This is a genomic window from Klebsiella sp. WP3-W18-ESBL-02, from assembly GCF_014168815.1.
In the GTDB taxonomy this organism is placed as follows: domain Bacteria; phylum Pseudomonadota; class Gammaproteobacteria; order Enterobacterales; family Enterobacteriaceae; genus Kluyvera; species Kluyvera ascorbata_B.
The window spans coordinates 2,302,276-2,321,705 of sequence record NZ_AP021972.1 but is presented as its reverse complement, the minus strand read 5'-3'; the positions used below and the strand labels follow the sequence as shown (position 1 = coordinate 2,321,705).

Sequence of the window (19,430 nt, the reverse complement as noted above, 5' to 3'; positions counted from 1 at the left end):
CCCGAGGTTTGCTAGACTTTCCTTAACATCATCCTCAAGAGCGATGTGTCAATGACGAACAATTTCCCGGTTGGCGGCGCTCCCGCGGACCACTTTTTTGCGCAATGTAAGGTGTCATAATCCATGATCACAATTGATGGTAATGGCGCGGTCGCCTCGGTGGCGTTCCGTACCAGCGAAGTCATCGCCATTTATCCGATCACGCCAAGCTCAACCATGGCTGAACAGGCTGACGCCTGGGCGGGCAACGGGCTTAAGAACGTCTGGGGCGACGTGCCGCGCGTGGTCGAGATGCAGTCGGAGGCAGGCGCGATTGCCGCCGTACACGGGGCGCTACAAACGGGTGCCCTGTCAACGTCCTTTACCTCATCGCAGGGCCTCCTGCTGATGATCCCCACGCTGTATAAGCTCGCCGGACAGCTGACGCCTTTTGTGTTGCACGTTGCAGCACGTACCGTCGCCACCCACGCGCTGTCGATTTTTGGCGACCATTCTGATGTCATGGCCGTACGCCAGACCGGCTGTGCGATGCTGTGCGCCAGCAGCGTGCAGGAAGCGCAGGACTTTGCGCTGATTGCCCATATCGCTACGCTGAAAAGCCGCGTACCGTTTATTCACTTCTTTGATGGTTTCCGCACCTCACACGAGATCAACAAGATCGTGCCGTTGGCCGACGATACGATTCGCAGCCTGTTACCGCAGGAAGACATCACCGCTCACCGCGCCCGCGCCCTCAATCCTGAACACCCGGTTATCCGCGGTACCTCGGCAAACCCGGACACTTATTTCCAGTCTCGTGAAGCCACTAACCCGTGGTACAACGCGGTTTACGACCACGTTGAGCAGGCGATGGATGATTTTGCCGATGCCACCGGCCGGCGTTACAAACCGTTCGAATACTACGGTCATCCGCAGGCTGAACGCGTCATTGTGATTATGGGGTCAGCGATTGGTACCTGCGAGGAAGTGGTAGATGAACTGCTGAGCCGCGGTGAGAAGGTCGGCGTACTGAAAGTTCGCCTGTATCGCCCGTTCTCCGCAGCGCACCTTCTGCAGGCGCTACCGGAAAGCGTGCGCAGCGTGGCGGTCCTCGATCGCACTAAAGAGCCGGGGGCTCAGGCCGAACCGCTGTATCTCGACGTCATGACCGCGCTAGCGGAAGCCTTTAACCAGGGCGAGCGCGAAACGCTGCCGCGCGTGATTGGCGGCCGCTACGGGCTCTCTTCAAAAGAGTTCGGCCCGGACTGCGTGCTGTCTATTTTCAACGAATTGACGGCGGCCAAGCCGAAGCCACGCTTCACCGTCGGTATCTACGATGACGTAACCCATCTCTCCTTGCCGCAGGTAGAAAACACTTTACCGTCGCGCGCACGTCTGGAAGCGCTGTTCTACGGACTGGGCAGCGACGGCAGCGTCTCTGCGACCAAAAACAACATTAAGATTATCGGTAACTCCACGCCATGGTTTGCGCAAGGGTACTTCGTCTATGACTCCAAAAAGGCGGGCGGCCTGACGGTCTCTCACCTGCGCGTCAGCGACGAGCCGATCCGTTCTGCCTATCTGGTGGCACAGGCCGATTTTGTCGGCTGCCATCAGCTGCAGTTTATCGATAAATACCAGATGGCCGAGCGCCTGAAGCCCGGCGGTATTTTCCTGCTCAATACGCCCTACAGCGCCGATGAAGTCTGGGCGCGCTTGCCGCAGGAAGTGCAGGCCGTACTGAACCAGAAACAGGCGCGCTTCTACGTGATCAATGCGGCGAAAATCGCCCGTGAATGCGGCCTGGCGGCGCGAATTAATACCGTTATGCAGATGGCCTTCTTCCACCTCACGCAGATTCTGCCGGGCGATAGCGCGCTAATGGAGTTGCAAAACGCCATTGCCAAAAGCTACAGCAGCAAAGGTCAGGATCTGGTTGAGCGTAACTGGCAGGCGCTGGCGCTGGCCCGTGAATCGCTGTTTGAGGTTCCGCTACAGCAGGTTAACGCCAGCAGCCCTAATCGCCCGCCGGTGGTCTCCGACGCCGCTCCGGACTTTGTCAAAACGGTCACCGCGGCGATGCTGGCCGGTCTTGGCGACGCGCTGCCGGTATCTGCCCTGCCGCCGGATGGTACCTGGCCTGTCGGCACCACCCGCTGGGAAAAACGCAACATTGCCGAAGAGATTCCTATCTGGAAAGAAGATCTTTGCACCCAGTGTAACCACTGCGTTGCCGCCTGCCCGCACTCGGCCATCCGCGCGAAGGTGGTGTCGCCGGAAGCCATGGATAACGCCCCGGCCTCCCTACACTCTCTCGACGTGAAGTCGCGCGACATGCGCGGTCAGAAATATGTCTTACAGGTGGCGCCAGAGGACTGCACCGGCTGTAATCTGTGCGTTGAAGTCTGTCCGGCAAAAGACCGACAGAATCCGGATATCAAAGCCATCAACATGATGTCGCGTCTGGAACACGTAGAAGAAGAGAAAGTGAACTATGACTTCTTCCTCGAACTGCCGGAAATCGACCGCAGCAAGCTGGAGCGCATTGATATTCGTACCTCCCAGCTTATCACTCCGCTGTTTGAATACTCCGGCGCCTGCTCCGGCTGCGGCGAAACGCCGTATATCAAACTGCTGACTCAGCTATACGGCGACCGTATGCTGATTGCCAACGCCACCGGCTGTTCTTCCATTTACGGTGGTAACCTGCCTTCGACGCCGTACACCACCGATGCTAACGGCCGCGGGCCGGCGTGGGCTAACTCCCTGTTTGAAGACAACGCCGAGTTTGGCCTGGGCTTCCGCTTAACGGTCGATCAACATCGTCAGCGCGTGATGCGCCTGCTGGACGGTTTTGCCGAGCATATTCCGGCAGAACTCAACGACGCGCTGCACGCGGATGCAACGCCAGAAGTGCGTCGTGAGCAGGTTGCCGCCTTACGCAGCGCGCTTAGCGGCGTAGAAGGCGCCGAAGAGCTGCTGACCGATGCGGACGCATTGGTTGAGAAATCCATCTGGCTTATTGGCGGCGACGGCTGGGCCTACGACATCGGTTTCGGCGGTCTGGACCATGTCATGAGTCTGACCGAAAACGTCAATATTCTGGTGCTTGATACCCAGTGTTATTCCAACACCGGCGGGCAAGCCTCAAAAGCGACCCCGCTCGGCGCGGTCACCAAATTTGGTGAGCACGGCAAGCGCAAGGCGCGTAAGGATTTGGGCGTCAGCATGATGATGTACGGTCATGTGTACGTGGCGCAAATTTCGCTCGGCGCACAGCTTAACCAGACGGTGAAAGCTATCCAGGAAGCGGAGTCCTACCCGGGGCCATCGATTATCATCGCCTATAGCCCATGCGAGGAGCACGGTTACGATCTGGCGCTCAGCCACGATCAGATGCGTCAGCTCACCGCGACCGGATTCTGGCCGCTGTTCCGCTTTGACCCGCGTCGCGCCGATGAAGGCAAGATTCCGCTGGCGCTGGACTCACGTCCGCCGTCAGACGCGCTGGCCGAAACGCTGATGAACGAGCAGCGTTTCCGTCGCCTGAACAGCCAGCAGCCAGAGGTGGCAGAGCAGCTGTGGAAAGACGCTGCAGAGGATCTGCAAAAACGCTACGACTTCCTTGCCATGATGGCCGGAAAAGCGGAAAAACCAGCGCCACAGGAATAACCGCTCTAAGGTCATTCTGAAACCATAAAAAAGCCCGAATAGTTATTCGGGCTTGTCATTTAAGATAACGAATAAGAATAATGACACACGGCAACATAAATAAATCACGGAAGAATAAAGGCATATAACGGCCGCAACTTACGTTATATATCGTTACTTGTATAATTTTAAATTTGTATATATTTTGATAAATCATTCACCAAAATTATTACCATTTCAATTGACTCACCTCCTTTAGATTTTACTTATCGCGTTACAAATATTATTTACCCTCTCGAATTTTTCTCTATTAGCATGGCCATACTTCCTGTATCGGGAAGCGCACAAATAAAAATACTAAAGGAATATACTCAATGAACAGAAAAGTACTGGCCCTCATCATTCCTGCCCTGCTCACCGTAGGCGCAGCCCATGCCGCAGAAGTTTATAATAAAGACGGCAATAAATTAGACATCTACGGCAAGGTAGATGGTCTGCATTATTTTTCTAATAATTCCGGCTCTGATGGCGATCAGAGCTATGTTCGTTTCGGTTTCAAGGGCGAAACACAAATTAACGAGATGCTGACCGGTTACGGCCAGTGGGAATACAACGTTCAGGCCAATACCGAAGAAAGCGATACGGGCAACGCGTGGACCCGTCTGGGATTCGCGGGCCTGCGCTTCGGTAATTACGGCTCATTCGACTACGGTCGTAACTATGGCGTATTGTACGACGTTGAAGGCTGGACCGACATGCTGCCAGAGTTCGGCGGCGACACTTACACCAACGCGGATAACTTTATGACTGGCCGCGCCAACGGCGTAGCGACTTATCGCAACAACGACTTCTTCGGTCTGGTCGACGGTCTGAACTTTGCTCTGCAGTATCAGGGTAAAAATGAAAACCAGGGTGGCGAAGGCGACAATAGCTATGGCACAAACAACCGTTCTGACGGCAATGTCCGTAAAGACAACGGTGACGGCTTCGGTCTGTCCACCTCTTACAATCTGGGGATGGGCGTGAGCGCTTCGGCCGCGTACGCGACTTCCGATCGTACTAACGCGCAGAAAACAGATACCACTGCCGATGGCGATAAAGCAGACGCATGGACCGTCGCTCTGAAATACGACGCCAATAACCTTTACCTTGCATCTATGTATTCAGAAACGCGTAATATGACGCCATACGGTGATGATAACGGCGTGGCCAACAAAACGCAGAACATTGAAGTTACCGCACAATACCAGTTCGATTTTGGTCTGCGCCCGGCAATCTCTTATCTGCAATCTAAAGGTAAGGATTTATACACCGGCAACAACAATGTAAAAGCAAACGCAGTCGGCGACAAAGACCTGGTGAAATACCTGGATCTGGGCGCGACTTATTACTTTAATAAGAATATGTCCACCTACGTGGATTATAAAATCAACCTGCTTGACGGCAACGATACCTTCTATCAGGAAAACGGTATCAACACCGATAACGTTGTCGCGATGGGTCTGGTTTACCAGTTCTAAGACGATATAAGAACCCGCCGCTAATGCCGATCGGTCAGGAACGGTAGGCCGGATAAGGCGTTTTACGCCGCCATCCGGCAATCAGCGCGCAGTGTGCCGGATGCTAATCCGGCCTGCGCAAGCATGACGGTCATTGCCGGCGGGTTTTCTTTATTTACTGCACCACGCTTTCGCCGTGGATTTCCCCTTTGAATCCGGTTTTAGCAATGGCCGCTAATAGCCGCTGATTATCAAAGTTTTCGGGCACCACCACCTGCGCCTGACGCGTTTTCAGCGAAGCCTTAGCCTTAATAACGCCCTCGGTACTGCGCAAAGCCTGGTTAATGGAAATCACACACAGCGGGCAGTTCATTTCGCCAACATCAATGGTGACCAGCTTATCGGCCGCCCAGCCAAACGGCGTAAACATCAGCAGCGCCAGACAAATCGCTTTTTTCATTCCATCCACTCCCAGACCCAGGGCAAAACGTAAGGATAAGTGATTAACGCCAGCACCAGCGGCACCGCCAGCCAGTACAACCACACCAGCACCCGACGGCTTACCACGTTCACGCATACCGGCTTAGCCGACAGATGCAAGCGCCAGAACCCGCGCGCCATCAGCCCCAGAGCGACGATCACCATCGGAATCTGTAGCCACGAGGCACCGGGAATACCCACCAGCCCCGCCGCCGATATGCCAAACACCAGATACAACAGCGGCCCGATGCAGCACAGCGTTGATGCGCCGGCGGCGATCACCGCCGCCAGCAGCGTCAGCAGCCCGCCCTTAATGCTGTTCGACGCTGACATAATCGTAACTAAAGGCGGCCGGATCGTAGAAGTTCAGCGGATCGCCATCCACTTCGGCGTAAGGGTAGCCCAGATTGTTCACGTCGCCCTGCTCTGCGGCAGGTGACAGCGCGAAATCCCGCGCGTGGTTAAAGCCGACCCAGTTCATTTCCCAGTTACCAAACAGGTAATCGTTCACTGCCGTCACCGCCGGATCGCCGTTCTCTTTTTTCTCCGTCAAACGCATTTTGGTCACATCCGCCGGATCTGCGGGCATCCAGCCAAAACCAGCCAGCCAGAACATGGCGCGGCAGTGTTGACCACCGCTGATTTTGGCCACACCTTTATCGTCGGCGCTGCCGAAGGCTTTCGTCGAGTAGCCGTTCAGCTTACGGCTGGCACCTAAGCGGATGCCGAACATTTCACGCGCCGGAATGCCGACCGCGCGGCACAGCGCCACAAACACCGAGTTGATATCGGTACATTTGCCGCCCAGCTTGTTGGTTTTGAGAATTTCGCCGACGTCGCCGGTGCCGCAGCCAATCACCGCATCATCACGATGCATATGGGTGCTCACCCAGTTGTGAATCAGACGCGCCTGCTTGAGCGGCGCTTTTTCATCGGCAATAATTTTCAGCGCAGTCTCTTTCACCAGGCCATCAACCGGAATGTGCGGCGTGGCCAGCAGGAAAGGCTTGATCTCGTCGGGGATCACGGCGCCGGCGACCGGCAGCTGCCAATCAGCCAGGCGATTGTCTTTCAGCACCTCCCAGTCGCGCGTTTCAATGTCCATTTCGACTTTGATATCCAGCGCCCCGTCAGATGATGGCCAGGTCACAAACAGCACTTTCGCACCATAGCGATTATTAGCATTTAACGTCGCGCTCTGGTAATTACCGCTGAAAGAGAGGTTCAGCAGCTGCTGGAAGGCGGTATCTTCTGGGATAGGGATCCACAAATTCACCTTGCCAGAAGAACCTTGCGGGGCCTTCAGGCTATAGGTTTGCGTCATCACAAAACGGCGGTATTTGCCGGAAGAAGAGACGGCAGGCTGCGCTTTCGCTTCAGTTTTGGCAAAAACCGGACTGACCAGACCCAGCGTGGACAGGGCCGCAGCGCCTTTCAGGAAGTTACGCCTTTGCATTGTGTATCCTTCATCACCAGAAAAAGCTGGCGCTTCACCCCGCACCTGCGGAGGCTGGGCGCTATTATGCGGCCATGTATTCAGCACGACAATGGATATGAGGATGCAAACGGCATCATCGGTTAAAATCACGCCCCGCCTGCGTAATGTTATAACAACTCGAAAAAGATGAGCAAACCTGCGGATGGCTCCTATAATATTCAGCCAGCATGAAGTAAATAACGGAAAAGCACGCTCACCGAAATTCAACCCCAGGTAAATTTATTGGCACACGCTTGCGTAATTTCTCATCAATTATTGTTAATCAGCTCACCGGCAATACGCCATTAGCGCTGAAATAATATGTTAACTTAATGGCTTGTTATCAATGACGTTACCTGTAAACTGTTTCACGAGTTCGCCTGACAATGGGTTTTAAATTGCATCGTGGCAGCCGTTGATAAATCACGACTGGCGGCAATTGATTATAAAAAATAAAAATTCATGTGGTTTTATGTTACAAATGAAAAGAAAATCAACAGAAAAGCAAAATAAAGACTCATTTATTACGTCTCGTTACACAATAATCTGTCTTGGTATTCTTGGCTGCCTCGGCGTTTTACTGGTAAGGGTCGCCGATCTGCAGTTTCTGAACCACCCGATGCTGGCAAAAGAGGCGGATCAGCGCTCGCTGCGCACCGTGGTACTGCCCACCAACCGCGGTACGCTGGTCGATCGCGATGGCGAAGCATTGGCCATGAGCGTCCCGTCGCGTGACGTGGTGGTCGATCCGGTGAAAATCGTTGAGGCCAGCCCCAATTTTCGCGATGCAAAATGGCAATATCTCGCCGCAGCGCTGAATACCACCACCGATCAAATTGCGAACAAAATTTACCAGAATTCCCGGCGTCATTTTCTTTTCCTTGAGCGAAAAGTTGAGCTCGGGATTGCTAAGGATATCGCCGATCTGCATATAAAGGGCATCAGCGAAATTTATGACGACAGCCGCTTCTACCCAATGGGCGAAGCGGCAGCCCCACTAATAGGTATTGTGGGCGCCGATAATACGGGGCTCAACGGTGTTGAAAAAGGCTACGATACTATTTTACAGGGTGAGCCGGGCAAAGAAATTTATCGCAAGGATGCCAACGGCGATATTATCAGCGTTCTGGATTACGATGCGCCGAAACAGCCACCTACCGTTCAGCTCAGTATCGATAAATTCGATCAGTACACGCTGTACAGCAAACTTCGTGAAGGCGTTCTGCTGAACAAGGCCGACTCCGGCGCGGCGGTGCTGGTGAAAATCGACACCGGCGAAATCCTGGCGATGGCTTCGTATCCCTCTTACAACCCCAATAACTTTGATAACGCCACCCCATTGCAAATGCGTGACGTGGCGATTAACGACAGCTTTGAGCCCGGTTCAACGGTGAAGCCATTAGTGATCATCGAAGGCCTGGAAAGGCATATTATTCAGCCCAATACCCTGCTTGATACCACGCCCTACCGCGTCAACGGGCACCTGATCCGCGACGTGGGTCACTGGCCGCAGCTCACGCCGACCGGTATTCTGCAAAAATCGAGCGATATTGGCGTGTCGCATATTGCGCTGGCCATGCCGGCCCAGGCGCTGGTTGATACCTACCACGCTTTTGGGCTGGGTAAGCCAACCGGTCTGGGATTGACCGGCGAAAGCGTTGGCTACTTCCCGCTGCATCGCCAGCAGTGGGCCGATATCGAACGCGCCACCTTCTCCTTTGGCTATGGGCTCCGCGTGACGCCGCTGCAAATTGCACGTGAATATGCCACCCTCGGGTCATTTGGTATCTATCGCCCGCTATCCATTACCAAAGTGACTCCGCCGGTTATCGGCCAGCAGATTGCCGATCCGTCAATTGTCAAAACGGTGGTGCACATGATGGAGAGCGACGTGCTGCCCGGCGGCAGCGGCGTACGCGCAGCGGTGCCGGGATACCGTCTGGCAACCAAAACGGGGACCGCGGAAAAGCTGGGTGACAGCGGCAAATATGACGGCGGCTACGTGAACTACACCGCTGGCGTCGCGCCGGTCAGCCATCCGGAAGTGGCGCTGGTCGTCGTGGTGAATAACCCGACGGCCGGTACCCACTTCGGGGGGTCGGTAGCAGCACCAATATTTGGCAACATTATGGGGCCCGTGCTGAAAAATATGAATATTGCCCCGGACGCGCTGTTGCAGTAGCTCATACCATCAGGCTGCCGCACGGCGGCGTGCGCCCGAAATGGGCCGCTGGGGTCATAGCCAGCGGCCTTTTTTGTTATCAATGACGCAAAAAAAACCGCCCCGTTGAACGCGGAGCGGTTTTTTCAGACCTCAGCAATGATTACTTGCTGGTATCCAGTTCGTCGAAACCTTTCACCAGATCGTCAATTGCTTTCATCTGCCTCAGGAACGGTTCCAGCTTCGCCAGCGGCAGCGCGGACGGGCCGTCGCAGCGCGCATGGTCCGGATCCGGATGCGCTTCAATGAACAGACCGGCAATTCCCACCGCCATACCGGCGCGCGCCAGTTCGGTGACCTGCGCACGACGGCCGCCGCTTGCGGCGCCAAACGGGTCGCGGCACTGCAGCGAGTGGGTGACGTCGAAGATAACCGGCGAGTTGTTGGACGCTTTTTTCATTACGCCAAAGCCCAGCATATCAACGACCAGGTTGTCATAACCGAAGTTAGAACCACGGTCGCAAAGAATCACTTTGTCGTTGCCGCCTTCGATGAATTTGTCCACGATGTTACCCATCTGGCCCGGGCTAACAAACTGCGGCTTCTTCACGTTAATGACCGCGCCGGTTTTGGCCATGGCTTCCACCAGGTCAGTCTGACGAGCGAGGAACGCTGGCAGCTGAATCACGTCCACCACGTCGGCAACCGGCTGCGCCTGGCTGGCTTCGTGCACGTCAGTGATGATTTTCACGCCGAAGGTTTGCTTCAGCTCCTGGAAAATTTTCATCCCCTCTTCCAGGCCTGGGCCGCGGTAAGAGTGGATAGAGGAACGGTTGGCTTTATCAAATGAAGCTTTAAACACGTAAGGGATGCCCAGCTTCTGGGTCACGGTCACGTAGTGTTCGCAAATACGCATCGCCAGGTCGCGTGACTCCAGCACGTTCATGCCGCCAAACAGAACAAACGGCAGATCGTTTGCTACCTTGATATCACCAATGCTAACCACTTTTTCTTTCATAAGATCGCCTTGTTAGGGTATTTCCGCGATTATAACCGGGATTTTTCCCGTTTAGTGAAGAGTAATTTGTTTATGCGCGATGGTGTTAATCTGCGCGCGAATCATTTCGCTGATCGGGTCTTCCGGACATTGCTCAACGAAATAGTTTAAATCGTTCAGTGCGATGTGCTCACATTCCAGCTGGGCATAAATCAGCCCGCGGTCGCGAATTTCGTAGGGATCTTCCGGGTTAAACTGCAACAACGCCTCGCTGGTACGCAGCGCCAGCTCCATCTGCCGCTCTTCCATGAGCGCCGATTTCAGCGTGTCGAGCAGTTTACGCACCACTTCGGCGTTATCCGCTTCATCGAGATCCTCATTGAACAGCTCCGCCATCGGGCTGATGTTGCCCTTCAGCCACACGTCGAGCGTATGCTCGTCAAGCGTGTCGCCGTTAAACGGGTTGATCAGCCACAGCTCTTCGTTGTCGACGTCGGCGCGCAGCAGCAGCTGGGTCGGGAAAATCACCGGCACCACCGGAATATCCAGATGCCCGGCGATCCACAGCACAATCGCACCGAGCGCCACGGCGCTGCCCTGACGATTTTTCAGCACCTGATCCAGCCACAGCGCATCCGACAAGCGGTAGACGCCGGAGGAGTCGCCAAAGTTCCACTCGTGGTAGAACAACTCAATCAGGCGTTCCATCTGGCGCGTCAGCGTCCAGGAAGGGCTGATCTCTTCCCGCGCCAGCGCCACCAGGCACTCGAGCTGCTCGCGCACCTTCTGCGACGGGAAATCATCACGAATTAATTCGGAAATAAGGATCATGCCGTCGCACAGCGGCGCTTTATTAAATTCAAAATCAGCCAGTGACTTCATACCCTACCCCAACAGCGGAACTTTAGTGATGGCGAGTTTAACGATGATGCACAACACCATCAGCGCCAGCAAAAACGCAATAAACTTGCTCTGCTGGCTGCGCGGACGACGACGTCCAAGCGCGACAAACCCCAAAAAGATGTAAATGATAACGCCAAACAGTTTCTCCGTCAGCCATCCCCCCTCTTCGGTAAAGGGAAAATAGCGCGTCATCACCATCAGCGCGACGCCGCTGAGCAGCAGCACGCTGTCAACCGCGTGCGGTAAAATGCGCACCCAGCGCGCCTCAAACAGGGCGCTGCGGTGGTGCATCCACCAATAGCGCAGTGCGAAAAAGGAGACGGAAACCACCGCCGACGCGATGTGCAAATAGAGCACAAACTGGAAAAAACTCATGCCTGTGCCTCCGGAGCGCCAGGCCACTGCGCCAGCGTCAGACGATCGTTGTCACCATAGTCACGGCAGGTTTGCACCTGCGCATAGCCGGCTGAGGTAAAGAGCGCGCGAACCGCCGCCCCCTGCCGCCAGCCATGTTCCAGCAGCATATAGCCGCCGGGCTCCAGCCAGTCACGCCCCTGGTTAACGATATGGGCTAAATCGGCCAGACCGCTATCCCCGGCCACCAGCGCGGTTTTCGGTTCAAAGCGCACGTCGCCCTGGCTAAGATGTTCGTCCTGTTCATCAATGTACGGCGGGTTGCTGACAATCATGGCAAAACGCTGTGGGCTCAACGCGCTGAACCAATCGCTTTGCATTATCGTCACGTTCGTTATCCCAAGATGGTCCGCGTTACGCTGCGCCAGGGCCGCCGCATCGGCAATATAATCGACGGCTGTCAGCTGGCAGTCCGGCCGTTCGCTGGCCAGAGCCAGGGCCACCGCGCCGGTGCCGGTACCGAGATCGAGGATCCGGCACGGCCTCTGCGGCAGACGCGCCAGCGCCTGTTCAACCAGGCACTCGGTATCCGGGCGAGGGATCAGGGTCGCTGGAGAGACAAACAGCGGCAGCGACCAGAACTCACGGCTACCCACCAGGTGGGCAATGGGCTCGCCGTTTTGTCGCCGTGCCAGCAGCTGCGTTAGCGTTTCCGCCTGTGCCGCGCTCAGCGTCGTTTCATCAAACGCGAGAATTTGCGTGCGCGATTTACCGATCACATGCCCTAACAGGATCTCCGCATCGCGACGCGGGCTTTCCCCACCCTGCAGCGTCGCGATAGCCTGCTGTAGCCACTCTCTCCAGGTCATCATTCCTGCTCGGACAGCGCCGCCAGCTGGTCAGCCTGGTATTCCTGCACGATAGGCTCAATCAGCATATCCAGCTTGCCTTCCATCGTTTCGTCCAGGCGGTAAAGCGTCAGGTTGATGCGGTGATCGGTCACGCGCCCCTGCGGGAAGTTGTAGGTACGGTTACGATCGCTACGATCGCCGCTGCCCAGCAGGTTGCGGCGTTCAGAGGCTTCCGCCTGCTGACGGCGGGCAATCTCTGCCGCGCGAATACGCGAGCCCAGCACTGACATCGCTTTGGCTTTGTTTTTGTGCTGCGAACGTTCGTCCTGGCACTCCACCACAATGCCGGTCGGCAGGTGGGTAATACGGATAGCCGAGTCGGTGGTGTTAACGTGCTGACCGCCCGCGCCCGAAGAACGGAAGGTATCGATACGCAGGTCCGCCGGGTTGATATCCGGCAATTCCGCTTCCGGCACCTCTGGCAACACGGCCACGGTACAGGCGGAGGTATGAATACGCCCCTGAGATTCGGTGGCCGGAACGCGCTGTACGCGATGGCCACCGGACTCAAACTTCAGGCGACCGTAAACGCCTTCACCGCTGATTTTGGCGATCACTTCTTTGTAACCACCGTGCTCACCTTCGTTGGCGCTCATGATCTCAACACGCCAGCGGCGCGATTCAGCGTAGCGGCTGTACATGCGGAACAGGTCGCCGGCAAACAGCGCTGCTTCATCACCGCCGGTACCGGCGCGTACTTCAAGGAAAGCATTGCGTTCGTCGTCCGGATCGCGAGGCAGCAGGAGCACCTGAAGCTGTTGCTCCAGTTCTTCTTCTTTGGCTTTGGCTTCCTGCAACTCTTCCTGCGCCATTTCGCGCATTTCCGGGTCGTCGAGCATCATCTGGGCAGTTTCAATATCGTCCTGAACCTGGCGCCAGTCGGTATAACAGCGAGCCACGTCGCCCAGCTGTGCGTATTCGCGGGACAGCGCGCGGAAACGGTCCTGATCGGCAATAGTTGCTGCGTCTCCGAGCAGCGCCTGAACTTCTTCATGGCGCTCGTAGAGAGCTTCCAGTTTAGCAACAATAGAAGGCTTCATTGGCGTAAATGCACCTTGTTATAAATAGAGTTGTGCTACTCCAGCCCGAGGCTGTTGCGCAGAATATGCAGGCGTTCGTCATCCCCGTCACGGGCGGCCTGCTGAAGAGATTTGGTTGGCGCGTGGATCAGGCGGTTGGTTAACTTGCGCGCCAGATCCTGCATGATGACCTGCGGATCGCCACCCTGTTCGAGCGCGGCGATCGCTTTAGCGGTGAGTTCCTCACGCGCCGTTTCAGCCTGGGAGCGATAATCACGAATGATGTCGCTGGCGCTTTGCGCGCGTAGCCAGGCCATAAACTCACTGGTTTCCTGCTCGACGATGGTTTCAGCCTGTACCGCCGCGGCTTTACGCTGCGCAAGGTTATTCTGAATAATGTTTTGCAGGTCGTCCACGCTGTAGAGATAGGCGTTAGCGAGTTTCCCCACCTCCGGCTCTACGTCACGTGGCACGGCAATATCCACCAGCAGCATCGGCTGGTTGCGACGCGCTTTCAGCGCGCGCTCCACCATCCCTTTACCGATAATTGGCAGCGGGCTGGCGGTAGAACTGATAATGATGTCGGCCTCTTTCAGGCGTTCATCGACGTCGCTCAGCGCGATCACCTCAGCGCCGACCTCATCGGCCAGTACCTGTGCGCGTTCGCGGGTACGGTTGGCAATCACCATTTTTTTCACGTGATGTTCGCGCAGATGGCGCGCCACCAGCTCGATGGTTTCACCCGCACCCACCAACAGTACGGTGACCGACGAGAGCGATTCGAAAATCTGTCGCGCCAGGGTACAGGCCGCAAACGCCACCGACACCGCGCTGGCGCCGATATCCGTTTCCGTGCGCACGCGCTTGGCAACAGAGAAGGATTTCTGGAACATGCGTTCCAGCTCGCTGACGTGCAGATGCCCGCGGCTGGAATCAGCAAACGCTTTTTTTACCTGCCCTAAGATTTGCGGCTCGCCCAACACCAGCGAGTCCAGCCCGCTGGCAACGCGCATCAGATGGCTGACGGCGTCGTTGTCCTGGTGCCAATAAAGGCTCTGGCGCAGTTCTTCTTCATTCAGGCCGTGGTAATCGCACAGCCAGCGGATAATCGCTTCATGCTGATTATCCTGCTCTTCTACGCTGAGATAGAGCTCGGTGCGGTTACAGGTCGACAGGACCACGCCCCCCTGTACCATTGGCTGAGCCAGCAGGCTCTCCAGCGCCTGGTCAAGCGTATCTGGCGAAAACGTGACGCGTTCTCGCAGCGCTACCGGGGCTGTTTTATGATTGATGCCAAGAGCTAAAAGGGTCATTGTGCGGGAGTAGTACCAGCGTTGATAAGGTTAGTCTGAGCGCATCATACAGGATGCGCGAGATCAATAAAAGGGAGGCTCCCCTTTTGGAGTAATAGGCAAGCTGGGTTAATTTTATGATTTAAGACAACTTGAGCGTAGACGCTGCCCACGGGCGACGCTAGCATTAAGCGTTATAATCGTAACGCACATCAAGGATTGTCATCATGGCCCTGCCTCGCCTGATTCGTTTGCTGCCTCTCGCAGCACTGGTTCTTACCGCCTGTACCGTTAATGCACCGAAAGGCCCTGGTAAAAGCCCCACCTCGCCGCAGTGGCAGCAGCACCAGCAGGAAGTGCGCCAACTGAGTCAATATCAGACGCGCGGCGCTTTCGCCTATTTGTCCGACCAGCAAAAAGTGTATGCCCGTTTCTTCTGGCAGCAAACCGGCCAGGATAACTATCGTCTGCTGCTGACCAACCCGCTGGGCAGCACCGAAATGGAACTGATTGGCCGACCGGGCTCCGCGCAGCTAACCGACAATAAAGGCCAGCGCTATACCGATACCGACGGCGAAGAAATGGTGGGCAAACTGACCGGTATGCCGATTCCGCTGAACAGCCTGCGCCAGTGGATCCTCGGCCTGCCGGGCAACGCTACCGACTATACGCTCGACGACCAGTACCGCCTGAGCGAGTTGCACTACACCGAAAACGGTAAGACCTGGAAAGTGGTCTACAGCGGCTATGACAGCAAAACCCAGCCAGCGCTGCCGTCTAACATGGAGCTGACCGAAGGCAGTCAGCGCATCAAGCTGCGCATGGATAACTGGATTGTAAGATGATGACCACCTGGCCCTCACCTGCCAAGCTCAACCTGTTTTTATACATCACCGGGCAGCGCCCTGACGGCTATCATACGTTGCAGACGCTGTTCCAGTTCCTCGACTACGGCGACACGCTGACGATTGTGCCGCGCTCGGACGGGCAGCTACGGCTGCTCACGCCGGTCAAGGGCGTGCCGAATGAAGAAAACCTGATTATTCGCGCCGCGCGGCTGTTGATGAAAACGGCGGCGGCATCGCAGCGCCTGCCAGCCGGTAGCGGTGCCGATATCAGCATTGAAAAACGTTTGCCGATGGGCGGCGGTCTCGGCGGTGGTTCATCCAACGCAGCGACCGTGCTGGTGGCGCTTAACCACCTGTGGCGATGCGGGCTGTCGGAAGACGAGCTGGCGGCTATCGGGCTGACGCTCGGTGCCGACGTGCCGGTGTTTGTTCGCGGCCATGCGGCATTTGCCGAAGGGGTTGGCGAAGTGCTCACCCCGGTTGAGGTGGCGGAAAAATGGTACCTGGTTGCCCATCCCGGGGTCAGTATCCCGACCCCGGTCATTTTTCGCGATCCGGAGCTGCCACGAAATACCCCGGTCAGGTCAATAGAAACGTTATTAAAATGTGAATTCGGCAATGATTGCGAGGTTATCGCAAGAAAACGTTTTCGCGAGGTTGATGATGTGCTTTCCTGGCTGTTAGAATACGCGCCGTCGCGCCTGACTGGAACAGGAGCCTGTGTCTTTGCTGAATTCGACACGGAACTCGCTGCCCGCCAGGTGCTTGAGCAAGCCCCGGAATGGTTGCAAGGCTTTGTGGCAAAAGGTGTTAACCTCTCGCCATTGAAGCAAGCCCTGCTCTGAATCATTCGGTTTCCGTCAGTATTGCTGACGAAAGAAGAATGGTGATGAGTACCAAGCCGGGCAAACTGAGCTCCGGTGACAACGTCACCCTGTTCCAGACGTTGCATCGCGCTCTTTAATACACCGCCTGGATGAAATCGCGCCTGGCCCGCACAGTTTTTGGCCCGTTTCATCCACCACTGGACGCATGCCTGAGGTTCTTCTCGTGCCTGATATGAAGCTTTTTGCTGGTAACGCCACCCCGGAACTAGCACAACGTATTGCCAACCGCCTGTACACTTCTCTCGGCGACGCCGCTGTAGGTCGCTTTAGCGACGGCGAAGTCAGCGTACAAATCAATGAAAACGTACGCGGTGGTGATATTTTCATCATCCAGTCCACTTGTGCCCCAACTAACGACAACCTGATGGAATTAGTCGTTATGGTTGATGCCCTGCGCCGTGCTTCCGCAGGCCGTATCACCGCCGTTATCCCTTACTTCGGTTATGCTCGCCAGGACCGTCGCGTTCGCTCTGCTCGTGTACCTATCACCGCTAAAGTTGTTGCTGACTTCCTGTCCAGCGTAGGCGTTGACCGCGTACTGACCGTAGACCTGCACGCTGAACAGATCCAGGGCTTCTTCGATGTCCCGGTGGATAACGTATTCGGTAGCCCAATCCTGCTCGAAGATATGCTGCAGCTGAACCTGGATAACCCAATCGTGGTTTCTCCGGACATCGGCGGCGTGGTTCGCGCTCGCGCTATCGCTAAGCTGCTGAACGATACCGACATGGCTATCATCGACAAACGTCGCCCGCGTGCGAACGTGTCTCAGGTTATGCATATCATCGGCGACGTTGCCGGTCGTGACTGCGTGCTGGTTGATGACATGATCGATACCGGCGGCACGCTGTGCAAAGCGGCTGAAGCGCTGAAAGAGCGTGGTGCTAAACGCGTATTCGCCTACGCAACTCACCCGATCTTCTCCGGCAACGCGGTAAACAACCTGCGTAACTCCGTCATCGACGAAGTGGTTGTCTGCGATACCATCCCGTTAAGCGATGAGATCAAAGCGCTGCCGAACGTTCGCACCCTGACCCTGTCCGGGATGCTGGCCGAAGCGATTCGTCGTATCAGCAACGAAGAATCCATCTCTGCCATGTTCGAACATTAATCGAATCTGGTTAAAAAACCCGCTGCGGCGGGTTTTTTTGTCTATAGTATTTATTTGTATGATTTATGCCAACTTCACTGCCATTCACGTGACAGATGATGCGCTCATGGATGAAACAGTATTGTGAATAAATTATTCTCCTCCGATATCATGCCTTTCCGCGCGCTGATCGACGCCTGCTGGAAAGAGAAGTACAGCTCGGCGCGCTTTATGCGCGACCTGATTGCCGGGATCACCGTCGGTATCATTGCCATTCCGCTGGCGATGGCGTTGGCTATTGGCAGCGGGGTTGCGCCACAGTACGGCCTGTATACCTCGGCCGTCGCGGGGATCGTTATCGCCCTGAGTGGTGGCTCCCGCTTTAGCGTATCCGGCCCCACCGCGGCCTTCGTGGTGATCCTCTATCCCGTTTCGCAGCAGTTTGGTCTCGCAGGCCTGCTGGTGGCGACCCTGATGTCCGGAATATTCCTGATCCTCTTTGGCCTGGCCCGCTTTGGCCGCCTGATCGAATATATTCCGCTGTCGGTGACGCTTGGCTTCACCTCGGGGATTGGTATTACCATCGGGACCATGCAGATTAAAGACTTCCTCGGTCTGCAAATGACGCACGTTCCGGAACACTACTTACAGAAGGTGGGCGCGCTGGTAATGGCGCTGCCGACCATCAACGTTGGCGATGCGGCTATTGGCATCGTCACCCTCGGCACGCTGATCCTCTGGCCACGCCTCGGCCTGCGCCTGCCGGGCCACCTGCCTGCGCTTATCGCCGGCTGCGTGGTCATGCTGTTGGTCAACCTGCTCGGCGGACACGTTGCGACCATTGGTTCCCAGTTCCACTACGTGCTGGCCGACGGCTCTCAGGGCAACGGCATTCCGCAGCTGCTGCCGCAGTTTGTGCTGCCGTGGGATCTCCCGGGCTCCAGCTTCACGCTGAGCTGGGCATCGCTGCATGCGCTGCTGCCCGCCGCATTTTCGATGGCCATGCTCGGGGCCATCGAATCGCTGCTGTGCGCGGTGGTGCTTGACGGCATGACCGGCACCAAACACAAGGCTAACAGCGAACTGGTTGGTCAGGGTCTGGGCAACATTGTCGCCCCGTTCTTCGGTGGTATTACCGCCACTGCCGCGATCGCGCGTTCCGCGGCTAACGTTCGCGCAGGTGCCACCTCACCGGTTTCCGCGGTTATTCACGCTATTCTGGTGATTCTGGCGCTGCTGATCCTCGCGCCGGTGCTGTCCTGGCTGCCGCTGTCGGCGATGGCCGCCCTGCTGCTGATGGTGGCATGGAATATGAGCGAGGCGCATAAGGTCGTGTATCTGCTGCGCAAAGCGCCAAAAGACGACATTATTGTGATGCTGATTTGCATGTCGCTGACCGTGCTGTTTGATATGGTCATCGCTATCAGCGTCGGCATCGTGCTGGCTTCGCTGTTGTTTATGCGCCGGATTGCGCGTATGACGCGTCTGTCGGCGGTTAACGTGTCGGTGCCGGATGATGTGCTGGTACTGCGCGTCATTGGCCCGCTGTTTTTTGCCGCTGCAGAAGGTTTATTCAGCGATCTGGAAACGCGCATTGCCGGTAAACGCATTGTGGTGCTGAAATGGGACGCGGTCCCGGTACTGGATGCCGGTGGCCTGGATGCCTTCCAGCGGTTTGTGAAAAAACTGCCTGAAGGCTGCGAGCTGCGGGTATCTAACCTGGAATTCCAGCCGCTGCGCACCATGGCGCGCGCGGGTATTCAGCCGATTCCTGGCCGTCTGGCATTCTTCCCAAACAAAGATGCCGCCCTGGCAGACATCCTCTGACCGTAGCCCAGCCAAGCAAAGCGCCGCCGGGAATCGCACCGTAGCCTCCCCGGCG

The 19,430-nt window shown here is 56.2% G+C and carries 16 protein-coding genes; 7 read left to right on the top strand and 9 right to left on the bottom strand.

Annotation, left to right across the window (positions count from 1 at the left end; translation table 11 throughout):
- Window positions 1-123 precede the first annotated feature (123 nt).
- Window positions 124-3,651: a pyruvate:ferredoxin (flavodoxin) oxidoreductase gene (gene nifJ, locus H7R56_RS10930; protein WP_106926688.1), complete on the top strand. Its 3,528-nt coding sequence runs from the start codon at window positions 124-126 to the stop codon at window positions 3,649-3,651.
- 353 nt (window positions 3,652-4,004) lie between these two features.
- Window positions 4,005-5,150: a porin OmpC gene (gene ompC / locus H7R56_RS10925; RefSeq protein ID WP_106926686.1), complete on the top strand. Its 1,146-nt coding sequence runs from the start codon at window positions 4,005-4,007 to the stop codon at window positions 5,148-5,150.
- Window positions 5,151-5,304: 154 nt separating this feature from the next.
- Here ompC and H7R56_RS10920 read toward each other — a convergent pair whose 3' ends face one another.
- Genes H7R56_RS10920 through H7R56_RS10910 form a run of 3 tightly spaced genes read right to left on the bottom strand, consistent with a single transcriptional unit; the run spans window position 5,305 to window position 7,065 of the window.
- Entirely contained in the window at window positions 5,305-5,589 is a 285-nt protein-coding gene (locus H7R56_RS10920) for a heavy-metal-associated domain-containing protein (RefSeq protein ID WP_106926684.1), read from the bottom strand.
- Entirely contained in the window at window positions 5,586-5,942 is a 357-nt protein-coding gene (locus H7R56_RS10915; RefSeq protein ID WP_106926682.1) for a hypothetical protein, read from the bottom strand. The genes H7R56_RS10920 and H7R56_RS10915 overlap by 4 nt, the downstream gene beginning before the upstream one ends.
- Window positions 5,920-7,065 carry a transglutaminase-like domain-containing protein gene (locus tag H7R56_RS10910; RefSeq protein ID WP_106926680.1) on the bottom strand — a complete coding sequence of 382 codons (1,146 nt, stop codon included), beginning with the start codon at window positions 7,063-7,065 and terminating at the stop codon, window positions 5,920-5,922. The genes H7R56_RS10915 and H7R56_RS10910 overlap by 23 nt, the downstream gene beginning before the upstream one ends.
- 502 nt (window positions 7,066-7,567) lie before the next feature.
- Here H7R56_RS10910 and H7R56_RS10905 point away from each other — a divergent pair.
- On the top strand, window positions 7,568-9,268 hold the full coding sequence (locus tag H7R56_RS10905) for a penicillin-binding transpeptidase domain-containing protein (protein WP_374956741.1): 1,701 nt from the start codon (window positions 7,568-7,570) through the stop codon (window positions 9,266-9,268).
- Between the two features lie 142 nt (window positions 9,269-9,410).
- On the opposite strand, the gene kdsA is transcribed toward H7R56_RS10905, so the two are convergent.
- Genes kdsA through hemA form a run of 6 tightly spaced genes read right to left on the bottom strand, consistent with a single transcriptional unit; the run spans window position 9,411 to window position 14,744 of the window.
- Window positions 9,411-10,265 carry a 3-deoxy-8-phosphooctulonate synthase gene (gene kdsA / locus H7R56_RS10900; protein WP_106926676.1) on the bottom strand — a complete coding sequence of 285 codons (855 nt, stop codon included), beginning with the start codon at window positions 10,263-10,265 and terminating at the stop codon, window positions 9,411-9,413.
- A 51-nt stretch (window positions 10,266-10,316) separates the two neighbouring features.
- The gene (sirB1, locus tag H7R56_RS10895; protein WP_106926674.1) at window positions 10,317-11,126 is read right to left on the bottom strand and encodes an invasion regulator SirB1; all 810 of its coding nucleotides are present in this window, start codon (window positions 11,124-11,126) and stop codon (window positions 10,317-10,319) included.
- Between the two features lie 3 nt (window positions 11,127-11,129).
- Complete coding sequence (gene sirB2 / locus H7R56_RS10890; protein WP_106926672.1) at window positions 11,130-11,522, bottom strand: invasion regulator SirB2; 393 nt, start codon at window positions 11,520-11,522, stop codon at window positions 11,130-11,132.
- Complete coding sequence (prmC, locus tag H7R56_RS10885) at window positions 11,519-12,370, bottom strand: peptide chain release factor N(5)-glutamine methyltransferase (RefSeq protein WP_182928692.1); 852 nt, start codon at window positions 12,368-12,370, stop codon at window positions 11,519-11,521. The genes sirB2 and prmC overlap by 4 nt, the downstream gene beginning before the upstream one ends.
- Window positions 12,370-13,452: a peptide chain release factor 1 gene (gene prfA / locus H7R56_RS10880; RefSeq protein WP_035891560.1), complete on the bottom strand. Its 1,083-nt coding sequence runs from the start codon at window positions 13,450-13,452 to the stop codon at window positions 12,370-12,372. The genes prmC and prfA overlap by 1 nt, the downstream gene beginning before the upstream one ends.
- Before the next feature lie 35 nt (window positions 13,453-13,487).
- Window positions 13,488-14,744 (bottom strand): glutamyl-tRNA reductase, encoded by a 1,257-nt coding sequence (gene hemA / locus H7R56_RS10875; RefSeq protein WP_106926668.1) that lies wholly within the window; start codon window positions 14,742-14,744, stop codon window positions 13,488-13,490.
- A 206-nt stretch (window positions 14,745-14,950) separates the two neighbouring features.
- Here hemA and lolB point away from each other — a divergent pair, with 206 nt between their 5' ends.
- The 4 genes from lolB (at window position 14,951) to dauA (ending at window position 19,375) form a co-directional block, all read left to right on the top strand.
- Entirely contained in the window at window positions 14,951-15,568 is a 618-nt protein-coding gene (gene lolB / locus H7R56_RS10870) for a lipoprotein insertase outer membrane protein LolB (protein ID WP_106926666.1), read from the top strand.
- Complete coding sequence (ispE, locus tag H7R56_RS10865; RefSeq protein WP_181357998.1) at window positions 15,568-16,416, top strand: 4-(cytidine 5'-diphospho)-2-C-methyl-D-erythritol kinase; 849 nt, start codon at window positions 15,568-15,570, stop codon at window positions 16,414-16,416. The genes lolB and ispE overlap by 1 nt, the downstream gene beginning before the upstream one ends.
- A 205-nt stretch (window positions 16,417-16,621) precedes the next feature.
- Complete coding sequence (gene prs / locus H7R56_RS10860; RefSeq protein ID WP_003856663.1) at window positions 16,622-17,569, top strand: ribose-phosphate diphosphokinase; 948 nt, start codon at window positions 16,622-16,624, stop codon at window positions 17,567-17,569.
- 123 nt (window positions 17,570-17,692) lie between these two features.
- Window positions 17,693-19,375 carry a C4-dicarboxylic acid transporter DauA gene (gene dauA, locus H7R56_RS10855; RefSeq protein ID WP_106926663.1) on the top strand — a complete coding sequence of 561 codons (1,683 nt, stop codon included), beginning with the start codon at window positions 17,693-17,695 and terminating at the stop codon, window positions 19,373-19,375.
- Window positions 19,376-19,430 lie beyond the last annotated feature (55 nt).